16 protein-coding genes are annotated in these 16,724 nt (G+C 63.3%); 10 read left to right on the top strand and 6 right to left on the bottom strand.

The features are described from left to right. Position 1 precedes the first annotated feature (1 nt). The 4 genes from D906_RS06845 to D906_RS06830 all read left to right on the top strand — a co-directional run bounded on the left by D906_RS06845 (position 2) and on the right by D906_RS06830 (position 3,058). Positions 2 to 487, top strand: coding sequence for a hypothetical protein (locus D906_RS06845; RefSeq protein WP_027610006.1), 486 nt, complete (start codon positions 2 to 4; stop codon positions 485 to 487). Between the two features lie 20 nt (positions 488 to 507). Further along, complete coding sequence (locus D906_RS06840) at positions 508 to 2,106, top strand: GMC family oxidoreductase (protein ID WP_027614833.1); 1,599 nt, start codon at positions 508 to 510, stop codon at positions 2,104 to 2,106. Positions 2,107 to 2,218: 112 nt separating this feature from the next. Continuing rightward, positions 2,219 to 2,698 (top strand): pantetheine-phosphate adenylyltransferase, encoded by a 480-nt coding sequence (gene coaD, locus D906_RS06835; RefSeq protein WP_003249065.1) that lies wholly within the window; start codon positions 2,219 to 2,221, stop codon positions 2,696 to 2,698. 108 nt (positions 2,699 to 2,806) lie between these two features. Continuing rightward, complete coding sequence (locus D906_RS06830) at positions 2,807 to 3,058, top strand: YfhL family 4Fe-4S dicluster ferredoxin (protein ID WP_016489663.1); 252 nt, start codon at positions 2,807 to 2,809, stop codon at positions 3,056 to 3,058. A gap of 30 nt (positions 3,059 to 3,088) precedes the next feature. Here D906_RS06830 and mutM read toward each other — a convergent pair whose 3' ends face one another. Further along, complete coding sequence (gene mutM, locus D906_RS06825; protein ID WP_016712536.1) at positions 3,089 to 3,901, bottom strand: bifunctional DNA-formamidopyrimidine glycosylase/DNA-(apurinic or apyrimidinic site) lyase; 813 nt, start codon at positions 3,899 to 3,901, stop codon at positions 3,089 to 3,091. A gap of 3 nt (positions 3,902 to 3,904) precedes the next feature. Further along, positions 3,905 to 4,723, bottom strand: a complete 819-nt coding sequence (locus D906_RS06820; RefSeq protein ID WP_174244685.1) for an HDOD domain-containing protein — start codon at positions 4,721 to 4,723, stop codon at positions 3,905 to 3,907. 178 nt (positions 4,724 to 4,901) lie between these two features. On the opposite strand from D906_RS06820, the gene D906_RS06815 reads away from it, so the two are divergent. Further along, the gene (locus D906_RS06815; RefSeq protein ID WP_027614832.1) at positions 4,902 to 6,098 is read left to right on the top strand and encodes a class I SAM-dependent rRNA methyltransferase; all 1,197 of its coding nucleotides are present in this window, start codon (positions 4,902 to 4,904) and stop codon (positions 6,096 to 6,098) included. A gap of 37 nt (positions 6,099 to 6,135) precedes the next feature. Here D906_RS06815 and D906_RS06810 read toward each other — a convergent pair whose 3' ends face one another. Next, positions 6,136 to 6,792 (bottom strand): magnesium transporter, encoded by a 657-nt coding sequence (locus D906_RS06810; protein ID WP_016712539.1) that lies wholly within the window; start codon positions 6,790 to 6,792, stop codon positions 6,136 to 6,138. A gap of 477 nt (positions 6,793 to 7,269) precedes the next feature. Here D906_RS06810 and ilvD point away from each other — a divergent pair, with 477 nt between their 5' ends. Both ilvD and D906_RS26445 read left to right on the top strand, forming a co-directional pair. After that, positions 7,270 to 9,111: a dihydroxy-acid dehydratase gene (ilvD, locus tag D906_RS06805; protein WP_019097922.1), complete on the top strand. Its 1,842-nt coding sequence runs from the start codon at positions 7,270 to 7,272 to the stop codon at positions 9,109 to 9,111. A 184-nt stretch (positions 9,112 to 9,295) separates the two neighbouring features. Further along, a complete protein-coding gene (locus D906_RS26445; RefSeq protein WP_033693760.1) occupies positions 9,296 to 9,574 on the top strand; it encodes a hypothetical protein in 279 nt (92 codons plus the stop codon). 2 nt (positions 9,575 to 9,576) lie between these two features. Here the strand turns inward: D906_RS26445 and D906_RS06800 are convergent, their stop codons facing one another. Further along, positions 9,577 to 10,632, bottom strand: a complete 1,056-nt coding sequence (locus D906_RS06800; RefSeq protein ID WP_025752222.1) for a phosphorylcholine phosphatase — start codon at positions 10,630 to 10,632, stop codon at positions 9,577 to 9,579. Positions 10,633 to 10,876: 244 nt separating this feature from the next. Between D906_RS06800 and D906_RS06795 the strand changes: the two genes are divergently transcribed. Beyond that, positions 10,877 to 12,268 carry an L-cystine transporter gene (locus tag D906_RS06795; RefSeq protein WP_016712541.1) on the top strand — a complete coding sequence of 464 codons (1,392 nt, stop codon included), beginning with the start codon at positions 10,877 to 10,879 and terminating at the stop codon, positions 12,266 to 12,268. A 36-nt stretch (positions 12,269 to 12,304) separates the two neighbouring features. Here D906_RS06795 and D906_RS06790 read toward each other — a convergent pair whose 3' ends face one another. Next, the gene (locus tag D906_RS06790; RefSeq protein WP_027614831.1) at positions 12,305 to 12,820 is read right to left on the bottom strand and encodes a dihydrofolate reductase; all 516 of its coding nucleotides are present in this window, start codon (positions 12,818 to 12,820) and stop codon (positions 12,305 to 12,307) included. Positions 12,821 to 12,874: 54 nt separating this feature from the next. On the opposite strand from D906_RS06790, the gene D906_RS06785 reads away from it, so the two are divergent. Both D906_RS06785 and D906_RS06780 read left to right on the top strand, forming a co-directional pair. After that, on the top strand, positions 12,875 to 14,266 hold the full coding sequence (locus tag D906_RS06785; RefSeq protein ID WP_033694512.1) for a DUF2868 domain-containing protein: 1,392 nt from the start codon (positions 12,875 to 12,877) through the stop codon (positions 14,264 to 14,266). Then, positions 14,259 to 15,623, top strand: a complete 1,365-nt coding sequence (locus D906_RS06780; protein ID WP_019097926.1) for a GTPase/DUF3482 domain-containing protein — start codon at positions 14,259 to 14,261, stop codon at positions 15,621 to 15,623. The genes D906_RS06785 and D906_RS06780 overlap by 8 nt, the downstream gene beginning before the upstream one ends. Positions 15,624 to 15,685: 62 nt before the next feature. Here D906_RS06780 and D906_RS06775 read toward each other — a convergent pair whose 3' ends face one another. Continuing rightward, positions 15,686 to 16,711: a putative 2-aminoethylphosphonate ABC transporter substrate-binding protein gene (locus tag D906_RS06775; protein WP_019097927.1), complete on the bottom strand. Its 1,026-nt coding sequence runs from the start codon at positions 16,709 to 16,711 to the stop codon at positions 15,686 to 15,688. Between the last annotated feature and the right edge of the window lie 13 nt (positions 16,712 to 16,724).

Here is a 16,724-nt window from a genome sequence, read left to right as displayed (position 1 = left end):
TGTGCACCGTCGTGATCTGCTGCGTTTCAGCCTTGGCGCCAGCATCTTTCTGAGTGCAACCGGCCTGGTCGGCTGCACTGCGCAAACCGGTGCACAGGGTTACCAACTACTGCGCGACGACGACCTGCCACTGCTGCGTGCGCTGATCCCGGTGGTGCTGGCCGGCACGCTGGCCACCGATAAATCGGTGCTGCACAGCCTCGACCACAAGCTGGCGGCCTTGTCGCCGGAAATGCTCAAGCTCACCCGGCAACTGTTCGACCTGCTCAGCCTGCCGCTTACCCGTGGCCCGTTGACCGGTGTCTGGGGCGCCTGGGAACAGGCCAGCGCCACCCAAGTCACAGCCTTCCTGCAACGTTGGCAGGACAGCTCACTGAACCTGCTACGCATGGGCCACGCTTCATTGCTGCAACTGCTGCAAATGGCCTGGTACGAACGCCCCGAGTCCTGGGCCGCCTGCGGTTACCCGGGCCCACCGAAAATCTGAAAACAACAAGAGCATCGCCAATGCCTGTAGCCGACCCGTTTCGCCAAGGCCTCGAACGCGGCTGGATCACCCATGACGCGTCACGCCTGGAGCACGACCTTTTGCTGGAGGCCGATATTGCCGTGATTGGCAGCGGTGCCGGCGGCGCCACCAGCGCACAAATGCTCAGCGCCGCCGGTTTCAAGGTGCTGTTGATCGAAGAAGGCCCGCTCAAGACCAGCAGCGACTTCCACCTGTTGGAAAACGAAGCCTATGCAACCCTGTATCAGGAGGGCCTGGGGCGCATGAGCAAGGATGGCGCCATCACCATCCTGCAAGGCCGCGCCGTAGGCGGCACCACGTTGGTGAACTGGACGTCGAGCTTTCGTACCCCGCCGCAGACGCTGGCGCACTGGGCCTCGGCCCACGGCGTGACGGGCCTGGGCGAAGATGACCTGCGCCCCTGGTTCGAGCGCATGGAGCAGGACCTGGGCATTACGCCATGGGCCATGCCACCCAATGCCAACAACGACGTACTGCGCCGAGGCTGCGAACAGTTGGGTTACCGCTGGGCGATTATCCCGCGCAACGTACGCGGCTGCTGGAACCTGGGCTACTGCGGCATGGGCTGCCCGGTGAATGCCAAGCAATCGATGTTGGTAACCCGTATTCCCGCCGCCCTCGACCACGGCGGCGAACTGCTGTACCTGGCCCGGGCGGAGCGCTTCGCCCACAACGGCGAGCGCATCCAGGGCCTCACATGCCTGGCCCTGGATGCCCAAGGCGTACACCCCACCGGTAGGCAGGTCAGCATCCGTGCGCGCCATTACCTGCTTGCCGGCGGCGGCATCAACAGCCCGGCCCTGCTGCTGCGTTCCGACGCGCCTGACCCCCACGACCGCCTGGGCAAGCGCACCTTCCTGCACCTGGTGAACTTCAGCGCAGCGCGCTTCAAGGACCGCATCGACCCTTACTACGGCGCCCCGCAGTCCATCTACAGCGACCACTTCCAGTGGCAAGGCGGCACGGATGGCCCGGTCGGCTACAAACTGGAAGTGCCGCCGTTGCACCCGGCCCTGGCCAGCACCCTGCTGGGTGGGCACGGCCAAGAAAACGCCCAGCGTATGGCCGAGTTGCCGCACACCCATGCGATGTTGGCGCTGCTGCGTGATGGCTTCCACCCCGAGAGCCAGGGCGGTGCCGTGGAGCTGCGTGGCGATGGCTCACCGGTGCTCGATTACCCGGTCACCGACTACCTGCGCGACGGATTGCGTCGCGCCTACCGCAGCATGGCGCAGATCCAGTTTGCCGCCGGCGCTACCCAGGTCACCCCCGTGCACAGCGATGCCAACGCCACGTCCAGCCTGGAACAGGCCTTGGCCATGATCGACACGTTGCGCCTGGAACCCTTGCGCATACGCCTGGGCAGCGCCCATGTGATGGGGGGATGTGCGCTGGGCGAAGACCCGCGCCAAGCGGTGTGTGACAGCCTGGGCCGTCACCACCAGCTGGAAAACCTGTCCGTCCACGACGGTTCGCTGTTCCCCACCAGCATCGGCGCCAACCCGCAACTCTCGGTGTATGCCATCAGCGCCAGGCTCACCGAAGCACTTGTCGCCCGCCTGGCACGCAACGCATGACAACGAATACGCCCCCTGTCTATAGTGCCATCAGCCGGCCGCATGACTTGGCCGGGGCGCCGTCGCTGCGCTACCATCCGACTCCCCAACGCACTCCAGCCAGGATGACGCGATGAACCGAGTGTTGTACCCGGGTACTTTCGACCCCATTACCAAAGGCCATGGCGACCTGGTCGAACGCGCTTCGCGGCTGTTCGACCATGTGATCATCGCAGTGGCGGCCAGCCCGAAGAAAAACCCCCTGTTCCCGCTGGAACAACGGGTGGAGCTCGCCCGTGAGGTCACCAAGCACCTGCCCAATGTCGAAGTCATCGGCTTCTCTTCCCTGTTGGCGCATTTCGCCAAGGAACAGGGCGCCAACGTCTTCCTGCGTGGCCTGCGTGCCGTGTCCGACTTCGAATACGAGTTCCAGTTGGCGAACATGAACCGGCAACTGGCCCCCGATGTCGAGAGCCTGTTCCTCACGCCTTCTGAGCGTTATTCGTTCATTTCCTCGACGTTGGTCCGGGAAATCGCTGCGCTGGGTGGAGATATCAGCAAGTTCGTCCACCCGGTGGTGGCCGACGCGCTGACCGAACGCTTCAAGAAGTAACCCTGATCGCCTGATTGTCGCGCCCGCGTGCACTGCGGGCGCGAATGCGGCACAATTGTGCCCATTGCGTTGAACATGCCCGGGCGGTGAGCCCCGGCCGGAGTCCCCATGTCCCTGATCATCACCGACGATTGCATCAACTGCGACGTCTGCGAACCCGAGTGCCCGAACGAGGCTATCTCCCAAGGCGAAGAGATCTATGTGATCGACCCTAACCTGTGCACCCAGTGCGTGGGCCACTACGACGAGCCGCAGTGCCAGCAGGTCTGCCCGGTCGACTGCATCCCGCTGGATGAAGCCCACCCGGAAACCGAAGAGCAACTGATGGCCAAGTACCGCCGCATTACCGGCAAGGACTGATCGCCGCCTGGCAAGGGCCTCGCCCTTGCCTTAGCGCTGGCAACGCGGGCAGTACACGCTCGCCCGCTGCCCCAGCTTCACCTCGCGCAACTCCGTGCCACACACCTTGCACGGCTGCCCGCCGCGACCATAGACGAACAATTCCTGCTGGAAGTACCCCGGCTGCCCATCGCCCCCGATAAAGTCGCGCAGGGTGGTGCCCCCTTGCTCGATTGCCGCCGCCAGCACACGCTTGATCTCGATCGCCAGCTTCAGGTAGCGCGCCCGGGAAATCCCGCCCGCCTCCCGGCGTGGGTCAATCCCTGCAGCAAACAGTGCCTCAGTGGCATAGATGTTGCCCACCCCCACCACCACTGCGTTGTCCATGATGAAGGGCTTGACCGCCATCGACCGCCCGCGCGACAGCTGGAACAGGCGTTCGCCGTCGAACAGGTCGGTCAACGGCTCTGGCCCCAGGCGCAGCAGCAATTCGTGGTTCAGCGGGTCCAGGCTCCACAGCATGGCCCCAAAGCGGCGCGGGTCGGTGTAACGCAGCATCAGCCCCGACTCCAGCTCGATATCGACATGTTCATGCTTGGCCGCCGGCAAACCCAGCTCAACCAGCCGCAGGTTACCCGACATGCCAAGGTGGCTTATCAACGTGCCGACTTCGGCATTGATCAACAGGTACTTGGCACGCCGCTCGACGCTGACAATGCGCTGCCCCGACAGGCGTACGTCCAGGTCTTCCGGAACGGGCCAGCGCAGGCGCCGGTCGCGTACCACCACACGGCTGACGCGTTGGCCTTCCAGGTGCGGCGCAATACCGCGCCGGGTGGTTTCTACTTCGGGTAATTCCGGCATGTGTCAGTGCCCGCCCAGCTCGCGAATGTTCTGCTTGAGGTTTTCGAAATCGTATTCCGACAAGCCAATGTAATCGAGCACCAGCGGGCCCACCACATTCCATTCATGGTCCACCGCCTGGTTGCCCAGCACCCGGTAGGACGCGCAAATGTGCTCGGCCATCTTCAACACCGCCAACAGGTTTTTCAGCTGGCTCTGGGTATTGCGCGAACTCTCGTCGCGGAACACCGCCAGGGCATTGTGGTGGTTGGCGATGGCTGCACTGAGGTGCTCGGGCAGGCGCCACGACTTGGCGGTGAAATAGCCGACCACCGAATGGTTGGTGTTGAACGTATGGTTTTCAGTATCGACCACGCGCGTTTCTTCGCCGGCCTTGGCGTACGCCTCCTCCAGCACCTCCATGTAATTGGGGAAGCGCTTGAGCATCAACGGCACGCCGCAGTCATGGAACAGGCCCAGTGTGTACGCCTCGTCCGCTGCCTGGATACCGGTGCGCTTGGCCAGGGTCAGGCAGGTGTTCGCCACGTCCTGAGCGGTATCCCAGAAGCGGTTGAGGGTAACGATGGTCTCATCGCTCATCTCCCCCTTGATCGACTGGGCGTTGATCAGGTTGATGATCGAACGGCTGCCCAGCAGGTTCACCGCGCGCTGGATCGAGCCGATCTTGTTGGACAGGCCGAAGTGCGGCGAGTTAACCAGTTTGAGCAAGGCACCGGAGAGGCCAGGGTCCTGGGAAATCAGCTTGGCGATGGTTTCCAGGTCCGGGTCAGGCATGTACTGCTCGAACTGCAGATCGACCATGATCTGCGGTTGCGGCGGGATGGTGATGCCTTGCAAGGCTTGCTGGATCTGTTCGGCGCTGAGTTCTTGGGACATACGTGCACACTCGTTTAGGACGGGGGATTCTAACCCAGTTGAGTGCGCAAGCGCTTTGTCGCGCCTCGAACAGAAGTTCGGGCCAACAGGTTATACTCCCGCTCTTTTTTCCCGGAGCGACGTCATGTCCCTGCCCAGCCTTCGCCTCAAAGCCAATGCCGACCGCCGTCTGCGCGCCGGCCACCTGTGGGTCTACAGCAACGAAGTCGACGTCAGCGCGACCCCGCTGCAAGGCTTCCAGGCCGGCCAGCAGGCTGTTCTCGAGGCAGCCAACGGCAAGCCTCTGGGCATCGTTGCACTCAGCCCGAACAACCTGATCTGCGCCCGCTTGCTGTCGCGCGACATCAAGCTGCCGCTGGACAAGTCGCTGCTGGTTCACCGCCTCAACGTCGCCCTGTCGCTGCGTGAGCGCCTGTTCGACAAGCCGTGCTACCGCCTGGTCTATGGCGACTCCGACCTGCTGCCGGGCCTGGTGGTCGACCGCTTCTTCGACATCCTCGTGGTGCAGTTGGCCTCGGCCACCATGGAAGCCCACAAGGACGACGTGATCGCCGCCCTGGTTCAGGTGCTCAAGCCCAGCGGCATCCTGTTCAAGAACGACTCCGCCGCACGTGACGCCGAAGGCTTGCAGCGCTATGTCGAAACCGTCTACGGCGAAGTACCGGACTGGGTGCCGCTGGAAGAGAACGGCGTCAAGTTCGAAGCCCCGGTGCGTGAAGGCCAGAAGACCGGCTGGTTCTACGACCACCGCATGAACCGTGCGCGCCTGGCCCCCTATGTAAAAGGCAAGCGTGTACTCGACCTGTTCAGCTACATCGGTGGCTGGGGCGTGCAAGCGGGTGCCTTCGGCGCCAGCGAAGTGTTCTGTGTCGATGCTTCTGGCTTTGCCCTGGATGGTGTGGAGCGCAACGCGGCACTCAACGGCATCAGCGAGAAACTGACCTGCATCGAAGGCGACGTGTTCGAGGCCTTGCGCGAACTGAAGGCCGCCGAAGAGCGCTTCGACGTGATCATTGCCGACCCACCCGCCTTCATCAAGCGCAAGAAAGACCTGAAGAACGGTGAAGCCGCCTACCGCCGCCTGAACGAGCAGGCCATGCGCATGCTGAGCAAGGACGGCATCCTGGTCAGCGCCTCGTGCTCGATGCACCTGCCCGAGGACGACCTGCACAACATCCTGCTGACCAGCGCCCGCCACCTGGACCGCAACCTGCAGCTGCTCGAGCGCGGCGGCCAAGGCCCGGACCACCCGGTGCACCCGGCCATCGCCGAGACCCGTTACATCAAGAGCATCACCTGCCGGTTGCTGCCAAACAGCTGATTGCTGTCGGTCGGGGGCCTTGCGCCCCCGGCCCGCTTCAAATATCCAGAACGTGCGTCGCAATCCCGAAGTACACCAATACCCCCGCTGCATCGGCAATCGATGTAATCAGTGGCCCGCTGGCTGTCGCTGGGTCCAGCCGCAAGCGGCTCAGCAGAAATGGCAGGCTCATGCCGATCAGGCTTCCAACCAGTACGATGATCACCATGCTGCTGGCTACGATCAGGGCAATTTGCGGCCCGCCGCGCAGTACCCCCAAGGACGCCACGGCAACAGCCATGGTGCATCCCAGAGCCAATGCAACCCCGAACTCCCGCCCCAACATGCGCCACCAGTCACGCATGGCCACTTCACCCGTCGCCAGGCCTCGTACCATCAGCGTTGCAGACTGAGCACCAGCATTACCGCCGCTGTCCACCAGCAATGGCAGGAAGAATACCAAGGCGATATGGGCGGCGATGGTTTCCTCGAAAGCGGCGATACCCGCCCCAGAAAACAGGTTGCCAAACACCAGCAAAACCAGCCATAGCACGCGCTTTCGGTAGAGCAAACCAAGGGTCGCATCGCGCAAGTTACCGACATGGTTGGTGATTGAAGCGCCCTTGTGAAAGTCCTCTGTCGCTTCGCGCCGTTGGGCCTCCAGGGCTGCATGGGCGTTCGACTGAAGGGTGTTTTTATCGATTTGATGTTGCATGAAGTTCTCCAGGCGCCGACGCAGGCGCCTGCAGACTTCAGCCTCGCGGACTCAAGCCTTCGGCAGCCCTGGCGGCGGCGCGCTCAGTGCCAGATAGCAGGTTCATGTGGAACCGGTAACTGGGAAGGTCCATTGAGGGTTATCTCGTTAAACCGCACATGCGGCGGCCGGATGATAGTTAGTCGAGGTGCGCAAGTCAGCCCGTTGGGGGATGTTTCGGAAGCGTCCTACAGGTACCGGCTGTACGGGCAAATTCACCGACCAGGCACATCTTCATTCCCTCGCCGCGCCAGCGGTGTAGAATCGGCCTATTCATCGCCAGTCATCCCCGGCGGGTTTATGAGCTCTGGCCAAGCACGCGGCGATCCCGCGCGGTCTTCGGCCTCATCCGTGCCAGTGGCAACCGGCCTGCGGCGCAAAGGACAAGAGAAGCTCACTCCCCTTTTTGTGACCTGATTAAGCCGCCAGGAGTGTTTCATGCCTGATTATCGTTCCAAGACGTCCACCCAAGGCCGCAACATGGCCGGCGCCCGTGCCCTGTGGCGCGCCACCGGGATGAAGGACGAAGACTTCAAGAAACCGATCATCGCCATCGCCAACTCGTTCACCCAGTTCGTCCCGGGCCACGTGCACCTGAAGGACCTGGGCCAACTGGTTGCCCGCGAAATCGAGCGCGCCGGTGGCGTGGCCAAGGAATTCAACACCATCGCGGTCGATGACGGCATCGCCATGGGGCACGACGGCATGCTGTACTCGCTGCCAAGCCGCGAGATCATCGCCGACGCCGTGGAATACATGGTCAACGCCCACTGCGCCGACGCCATCGTGTGCATCTCCAACTGCGACAAGATCACCCCCGGCATGCTGATGGCCGCCCTGCGCCTGAACATCCCGGTGATCTTCGTTTCCGGCGGCCCGATGGAAGCCGGCAAGACCAAGCTGGCCAGCCACGGCCTGGACCTGGTCGACGCCATGGTCATCGCAGCCGATTCCTCGGCTTCGGACGAAAAAGTCGCCGAGTACGAGCGTAGCGCCTGCCCGACCTGCGGTTCGTGCTCCGGCATGTTCACCGCCAACTCGATGAACTGCCTGACCGAAGCCCTGGGCCTCGCCCTGCCGGGCAACGGCTCGACTCTGGCCACTCACTCCGACCGCGAGCAGCTGTTCCTCACCGCCGGCCGCACCATCGTGGAGCTGTGCAAGCGCTACTACGGCGAGAACGATGAGTCGGTGCTGCCGCGCAGCATCGCCAACTTCAAGGCTTTCGAAAACGCCATGATGCTCGACATCGCCATGGGTGGCTCGACCAACACCATCCTGCACCTGCTGGCTGCCGCCCAGGAAGGCGAGGTGGCGTTCGACCTGCGCGACATCGACCGCCTGTCGCGCAAAGTGCCACAGCTGTGCAAAGTGGCGCCGAACATCCAGAAGTACCACATGGAAGACGTACACCGCGCCGGCGGCATCTTCAGCATCCTCGGTTCGCTGGCCCGTGGCGGCCTGCTGCACACCGACCTGCCGACCGTGCACAGCCGCAGCATGGAAGAAGCCATCGCCAAATGGGACATCACCCAGACCGATGACGAAGCCGTGCACACCTTCTTCAAGGCAGGCCCTGCCGGCATCCCGACCCAGACCGCGTTCAGCCAGTCGACCCGTTGGGAAACCCTGGATGACGACCGCGAAAACGGCTGCATCCGCAGCTTCGAGCACGCTTATTCGCAAGAAGGCGGCCTGGCCGTGCTGTACGGCAACATCGCACTCGACGGTTGCGTGGTGAAAACCGCCGGTGTCGACGAGTCGATCCACGTGTTCGAAGGCACCGCGAAAATCTTCGAAAGCCAGGACAGCGCCGTACGCGGCATCCTCGCTGACGAAGTGAAGGCCGGCGACATCGTGATCATCCGCTACGAAGGCCCGAAAGGCGGCCCGGGCATGCAGGAAATGCTGTACCCGACCTCGTACCTGAAGTCCAAAGGCCTGGGCAAGGCTTGCGCCCTGCTCACCGACGGCCGCTTCTCGGGCGGCACTTCGGGCCTGTCGATCGGCCACGCCTCGCCTGAGGCTGCTGCTGGTGGCGCCATCGGCCTGGTGCGCGATGGCGACAAGGTATTGATCGACATCCCTAACCGTTCGATCAACCTGCTGGTCAGCGATGAAGAGCTGGCTGAGCGTCGTGTAGAGCAGGACAAGAAGGGCTGGAAGCCTGCCGAAGTACGCCCACGCAAGGTGACCACTGCGCTGAAGGCCTACGCCCTGCTGGCGACCAGTGCCGACAAGGGTGCTGTGCGCAACAAGGCTATGTTGGAAGGCCTGTAAGAAGCGTCTGAAAACACCAACCGGCGCCCCGTGCGCCGGTTTTTTTTGCTTTTCCGCTCCCATACTGCCTAAAAAGCAGCCTTAGGGGGCAATGGCAGCCATGAGTTGGAAAAGCCTGCTGTACAGCGTGACCATAGGGTACGCATGCCTGGTACCCACCTCTACCCAAGGTCAGGAGCGTGCAATGACCGGAGCCATCAGTTTCAGGGGCTCGGTACATGTACCTGGTTGTCGCCATGCCTGGGATGCCGAACAAGGGCGCTTGGTGCTTACCGATTGCCCCAGCGCCTTTCTTCCATCAGACGCACCCCCTGTCCATTTGCAAGCCAAGAACATTTTCTCTGGCGAGTACACCACGGTCATTCATCAAGAGACCCTGGCCGGTCACACGTTCGCCATTCACGACCGCTACGGCAAACGTGTTTCCAGCGGCAGTTATCGAATCACGGTACACGTACCATGAGCCTACTGGATCTGCTCCGGCGTCACGATCACCCAGTTCTTGTCCGCCGTCACCGACAGCCCTTCCTTGGCCTGCGCCGCCGCATTCTTGGCAATCATCCCGTTAAGCTGGTCCATGTACTTGGCCTTGCGGTTTATCCACAGGTGAATACCGCCCTTGCCTACATCCACCCCATGAAACTGCATGTAACCGTCACTGGTCGGCGTGTCGCCCCCCACCAGCACCGGCTTCTTCCACTCATCGATATAGGTCAGGATCGCCGCCTGCTTGCCCGCCATCCAGGTGGCGGGGGTCCACAGGTACGGGGTCAGTTCCAGCCCTTCGTTGGCCTTGGCGTCATAGTGCCCGGCGCTGATCTGCTTGCGTGCCGTGGTCAGCTGGCCATTGGTGCGGTCTTTCAGCAGCAGGCTCACACCAATCACGTTCTGCGGCTTCACGTTGTACCCGTACTTGGGGTCTGACGCGACCATGCGCACCAGCTCTTCCGAAGCCGCCGAAATCACGTACACCTCGATGCCGTTCTCCATCAGCTTGTTGTACAGCTCGGCCTGGCCTTTGAAGACCTTGGGCGGCTGTACCTCGATGGCCTTGACCTGGTCCCCGTCGTAATAGGTGCTGGGGATCGGCTTGGTGGAGGCCATCAGCTCATCCACCTGCACTTTCAGCTCCTTCAGGGTAAAGCCCGAGAACACCTGGGCCACCCACGGATAGCAGACCATGTCGTCAACTTCGCACAACCGGTAGTAGTAGCTGAACAGGCTTTCCTTGTGCTCGGCGGTGTCCTTGAACGGCATCAGCTTCAACGACGGGTCGAGCTTGTCGCGGCTCAGCAGCCCCTTGTTTTCCATGAATGGCAGCAGGGCTTCTTCAAGGTCATAGCGGTAACTGGTGTTGTCCATGTCGAACACCGCGTAATTACCTTTGTTGGCATTCGCGGCAATCATGCTGTCGAGCTGTTTGGCTGCTTCTGCAGGCCAATGCTTGAGCTCGGTGGCGAAGGTTTCGATACTGAACAGCAGGGACAGGCCGAGGGCCACGGCTTTAGGGGCGCGCTTCATGTACGAATCTCCTGAAATGACCCGGAAACGCTAGTGCAACATTCCCCGTCAACGGCCCTCGATAACGACCTTCATGCAGCTGCAAACGCCGTGTTCATTGCAATCTGCGACACGCCGTTATTCCATAAACGACTATGCACATTCCATTTGGATATAAATTCGTTTGTTTTCAGCCTGTTAGCATTTCCGTTCGCAATCGCTCACAGAGGCGATGCTTCCTTTGCTTTTTTTCGCTGGAGCTTCAATGAACCTGCCGCTGTCCCTTAACCTGCTGGCGTTCCTGGCCCTGTTGCTGGGCCTGGCACAAACCCGCCGTACCGACTGGAGCCTGGCCAAGAAGGTGCTGCTGGGCCTGGTGCTGGGTGTGCTCTTCGGCCTGGCCCTGCACACGATCTACGGCGCGGGCCACCCGGTGCTCAAGGCCACCATCGCCTGGCTCGACCTGGTCGGCAACGGCTATGTCGGCCTGTTGCAGATGATCGTCATGCCGCTGATCTTCGCCTCGATTCTCAGCGCCGTGGCACGCCTGCACAATGCCTCTTCGCTGGGCCGCATCAGCGTGCTGAGCATCGGCACCCTGCTGCTGACCACCGCCATTGCCGCGCTGATCGGCATCGTGCTGACCAACCTGTTCGGCCTCAGCGCCGAAGGCCTGGTGGCCGGCGCCCAGGAAAGCGCACGCATGCAGGTTATCCACAGCGACTATGCCGGCAAGGTCGCCGACCTCAACATCCCGCAGCTGCTGCTCTCGTTCATCCCCAGCAACCCGGTGGGTGACCTGGCGCGGGCCAAGCCGACTTCGATCATCAGCGTGGTGATCTTTGCCGTGTTCATCGGCTTGGCGGCCTTGCAGCTGATCAAGGACGATGCCGAGAAAGGCGAACGTGCCCTGTCGGCCATCGACACCCTGCAAGCCTGGGTGATGCGCCTGGTGCGCGTGGTGATGAAACTGACCCCGTATGGCGTGCTGGCGTTGATGACCAAGGTAGTGGCCAGCTCGAACATGGAAGACATCCTCAAGCTGGGCAGCTTCGTGGTGGTGTCGTACCTGGGCCTGGCGCTGATGTTCGTGGTGCACGGTATCATCCTCGCCGCCACTGGCGTGAGCCCGCTGCGCTTCTTCCGCAAGGTGTGGCCGGTGCTGACCTTCGCCTTCACCAGCCGCTCCAGCGCCGCCAGCATTCCGCTGAACATCGAGGCGCAAACCCGCCGCCTGGGCGTGCCGCAGTCGATTGCCAGCTTCAGCGCATCATTCGGCACCACCATTGGCCAGAACGGCTGTGCCGGCCTTTACCCCGCCATGCTGGCGGTGATGGTTGCACCGGCAGTGGGCATCGATACCTTCGACCCGCTGTGGATCGCCACCCTGGTGGCCATCGTCACGTTGAGCTCGGCAGGGGTTGCCGGTGTAGGCGGTGGTGCCACCTTTGCCGCGCTGATCGTGCTGCCGGCCATGGGCTTGCCGGTGGAGCTGGTGGCATTGCTGATTTCGGTGGAGCCGCTGATCGACATGGGGCGCACGGCGTTGAACGTGAACGGTTCGATGACGGCGGGCGTGGTCACCAGCCAACTGCTGAAAGAGACTGACAAAGCTGTGCTGGCGGGCGATGAGCATGCCGAATTGAGCCATACTTGACGCGTCACCCAGGGCTGCTATGCAGCCCCGGCAATCTCAAACCCTGTCCCAGACCTCGAAGTGATAGGCAGGCTTACCTTCTTCAGCCTGCGCCTCACTCGACGCCAGCTTCCACTGCCCCTCATCAAACGCCGGGAACCACGCGTCCCCTTCCGGTGCCATTTCCACCCGCGTCAGGTACATCCGGCTGACCAGCCCTTGCTCCAGCGCCTGCCCATACAGCTGCGCCCCGCCAATCAGCATCAGCTCATCAACGCCTTGCTCACGCGCCCACTGCTCGGCCCGCACCAGCGCCTCCTCAAGGGAAGCGAACACCTCGGCGCCTGCCAGCTCAAGCCCCGGCTGGCGGCTGACGACGATGTTCAACCGCCCGGGCAGTGGCCGCCCCAGCGAGTCCCAGGTCTTGCGCCCCATGATGATCGGCTTGCCCAGGGTGGTGGCCTTGAAGTATTTGAAATCCCCCGGCAAATGCCAGGGCATGGAGTTGTCGATGCCGATCACGCGGTTTTCAGCGTATGCCGCAATCAGGCTGAGGGGGAGTGATGTATTCATGCCAGCGAGGATAGCACCGGGCGTGTGGGTTATGCTTCTGCCCTGACCTGTGCAATGGAAGACCTTGTGACTGCACCCACTTCACTGGACAAGCGCTGGCTCACCGAAGCGGTACGCCTGCGTGAAGAACATGCCGGCCCTCTGGAAGACCAGGAGGCCAACCGCCGCGCCCGCCAACTGGGCGGCGACCTGGCGGCCCGTATCGAAACCCGTGCGCTGTGCCTGGCCGAACGCGACGGCATGACTGTCGCCTTGCACCACTGGAAGCAGGGGGCGCGCCTGGCGCTGCTGGCCTTGTTGCTGCTGGCCGTGCTCAGCGGCGCCGGCATGGCACTGGCCGCCCTGGGCGATGGGCAACGGCCGGTCAACGTATTCTGGGCCTTGGGCAGCCTGCTCGGGCTGAACCTGCTGATGCTGCTGGGCTGGGCCGTCGGCCTTGCCATCAGTGGCGAGCACGGCGCGGGGCTGGGCCGCCTGTGGCTATGGCTTAGCGAACGCTTTGCCCGCGATGCCAAAGCCGCGCACTTGGCACCTGCGCTGCTAGTGCTGCTGCAACGCCAGCGGCTCAACCGCTGGTTGCTCGGCCTGCTGGTACACGGCCTATGGCTGCTGGCGATGCTCACCGCGCTGGGCATGCTGCTGGCCTTGCTGGCGACCCGGCGCTATGGCTTCGTCTGGGAAACCACGCTGCTTGCCGCCGACCCGTTCATCCACCTGACCCAGGCCCTGGGCGCCCTGCCCTCGCTGCTGGGCTTTGCCATACCCGACGAGGCCATGATCCGCGCCAGCGGCGACACCTTGCCCGCGCTGGACCTGGCCCGCCAGGCCTGGGCCAGCTGGCTGCTCGGCGTAGTGCTGGTGTATGGCCTGCTGCCGCGCTTGCTGCTGGCCGCGTTATGCCTGTGGCGCTGGCGCCAGGGCCGCGAGCGCCTGACGCTGGACCTTAGCCTGCCCGGCTACGCGCACCTGCGAGATGCGCTGATGCCCCGCAGCGAGCGCATCGGCGTGCAGGACGCGGCCCCCGAGGCCTTGCCACAGTTTGCCGCCGGCCAGCTGGAAAGCGGCAGCAGCGGTGCCCTGCTGATCGGCCTGGAACTGGACGACCAGCGCCCTTGGCCGCCCGCCCTGCCCAAAAACGTGATCGATGCCGGTGTGCTCGATAGCCGCGAATCGCGCAACCGCCTGCTTGAACAACTTGGCCGCTTCCCGCCCGCACGCCTGGCCATCGCCTGCGACCCACGGCGTTCACCCGACCGCGGCAGCCTGGCACTGCTCGCCGAACTGGCGCGCAATGCCGGTGCGACCCGAATCTGGCTACTACAGGCCGCGCCTGGTCAGGCCCTCGATTCCCAGCGCCTGGGTGACTGGCACGAAGCCCTCGACCGCCTTGGCCTGGCGCATGCCGACACCTCGCCATTGACCTGGCTGGAGCATGGCCATGACTGAGCCGCTGAAACTGGCCGTGGTCGGCCACACCAACGTCGGCAAGACCTCGCTGCTGCGCACCCTCACCCGTGACGTCGGCTTTGGCGAAGTCTCCCACCGCCCCAGCACCACCCGCCATGTGGAAGGTGCGCGCTTGTCGGTGGACGGCGAACCCTTGCTGGAGCTGTACGACACACCGGGCCTGGAAGATGCCATCGCCTTGCTCGACTACCTCGAACGCCTGGAGCGCCCGGGCGAGCGCCTGGACGGCCCGGCCCGCCTGGAGCGCTTTCTTCAGGGCAGCGAAGCACGCCAGCGTTTCGAGCAGGAGGCCAAGGTGCTGCGCCAGCTGCTGGCCAGCAATGCCGGCCTGTACGTGATCGATGCGCGTGAGCCGGTGTTGGCCAAATACCGCGACGAGCTGGAAGTGCTGGCCAGCTGCGGCAAGCCGTTGCTGCCGGTGCTCAACTTCGTCGCCAGCCACCAGCACCGCGAGCCGCAATGGCGTGAAGCCCTTGCGCGGCTTGGGCTTCACGCGTTGGTGCGGTTCGACAGCGTGGCCCCGCCCGAGGATGGCGAGCGGCGTTTGTACGAGAGCCTGGCCCTGTTGCTGGAAGACGCTCGCCCTGCCCTGCAGCGGCTGATCGACGACCAGCAGGCACAGCGCCTGGCGCGCCAGCACAGCGGCAAGCGCCTGATCGCCGAGCTGCTGCTGGACTGCGCCGCCTGCCGGCGCAGTGTCGAGGCTGAGCCGGCGGCCGAAGCCAGGGCCATCGAAGCGCTACGCCGGGACATACGTCAGCGGGAGCAGCGCTGCGTCGAGGCACTGCTCAAACTGTATGCCTTCCGCCGCGAAGACGCCCATGCCAGCGACCTGCCATTGCTGGATGGCCGGTGGGGTGACGACCTGTTCAACCCCGAAACCCTGAAGCTGCTGGGCGTACGCCTGGGCAGCGGTGTGGCAGCCGGGGCGGCCGCCGGTGCCGGGGTTGATTTGCTGGTTGGCGGCCTTACCCTCGGTGCAGCGGCCTTGGCAGGTGCAATTGCCGGTGGTGCGCTGCAGACGGCACGCAACTATGGTTCGCGGTTGATGAGCAAGCTAAAGGGCAAACGCGAGTTGACCGTGGACGACACGGTATTGCGCTTGCTGGCCTTGCGTCAGCAGCAGTTGATGGTTGCGCTGGACAACCGCGGGCATGCGGCGCAGGACAGCATCAGGCTGGGTGAGCTGGATGAAAAGGCCTGGCGTGAAGGCAAGTTGCCAGAGGCGCTGGTAAAGGCGCGGGCACATCCGCAGTGGTCGACGCTCAATCCAGGGTCGAAGCTGAATCAGGCTGAGCGGCAGGAACAGCTAGAGGCGTTGGTTTCTCAGTTTTGAGTAAACAGGCCTGGCCTCTTCGCGGGTAACCCGCGAAGAGGCCAGAGCTGCAAAGCGAAAGGTTACTGCTGGGCCACCTTCTCCGACTTACCGTCATAGCGCTTGCGCCATTCAGCCAGAATCTGGTCGCGGTTCTGCGAGGCCCAGGCAAAGTCGTTCTTGATCAGGCGCTGTTCATAGTCCGCTGGCAACTCGGTCTGCGGCTTGGCAATGCCCGGCGCCGCCAGCACGGCGAAGTTCTCCTTGTACAACTCCATGGCTGCGGGGCTTGCCGAAAAATCGGCCAGACGCTTGGCCGCGTCCGCCTTGGGCGAGCCCTTGATCACCGCAGTCGCCTCGATCTCCCAACCCAGGCCTTCCTTCGGCAGCACGATGTCCAGCGGCGCACCCTGGCGCTTGAGCTGCACGGCCGGGTATTCGAACGAGATACCGATCGGGAACTCGCCCGCCGCCGCCAGCTTGCATGGCTTGGAGCCGGAGTGAACGTACTGCCCGATGTTCTGGTGCAGCGCATCCATGTAGGCCCAGCCCTGCGGCTCACCGAAGGTCTGCAACCAGGCGCTGACATCAAGGAAACCCGTGCCAGACGAGGCCGGGTTAGGCATCACGATCTTGCCCTTGTACTCCGGCTTGGTCAGGTCTTGCCAGCTCACCGGTTTGCTCAGGCCCTGCTTCTCGGCCTCGATGGTGTTGAAGCAGATGGTCGCGGCCCACACGTCCATGCCCACCCAGGCCGGTGGGTTTGCGGCATCGCGGTAGTTGGCGGCGATCTTGCCCAGGTCTTTCGGCGCGTAGGCTTCCAGCATGCCGTTCTGGTCGAGAATGGCCAGGCTGGACGCCGCCAGGCCCCACACGGCGTCAGCTTGCGGGCGGTCCTTCTCGGCCAGCAGCTTGGCGGTGATGATGCCGGTGGAGTCGCGTACCCACTTGATCTCGATGTCCGGGTTGGCCTTTTCGAAGGCCTGCTTGTAGCTCTTCAGCTGTTCGGCTTCCAGGGCGGTGTAGACCGTCAGCTGGGTACCGGCGGCCAAGGCCTGCAGGCTGAACACGGCAGAAACGGCAGCGGCAAGTGCAAGGTGCTTGTACATGGGTAGGTTCCTT

The sequence above is a fragment of the Pseudomonas sp. LAIL14HWK12:I1 genome, from assembly GCF_003202095.1.
GTDB classification, from domain to species: Bacteria; Pseudomonadota; Gammaproteobacteria; order Pseudomonadales; family Pseudomonadaceae; genus Aquipseudomonas; species Aquipseudomonas monteilii.
The sequence above is the reverse complement of the archived record's forward strand: the minus strand, read 5'-3'. Positions and strand labels throughout refer to the sequence as shown.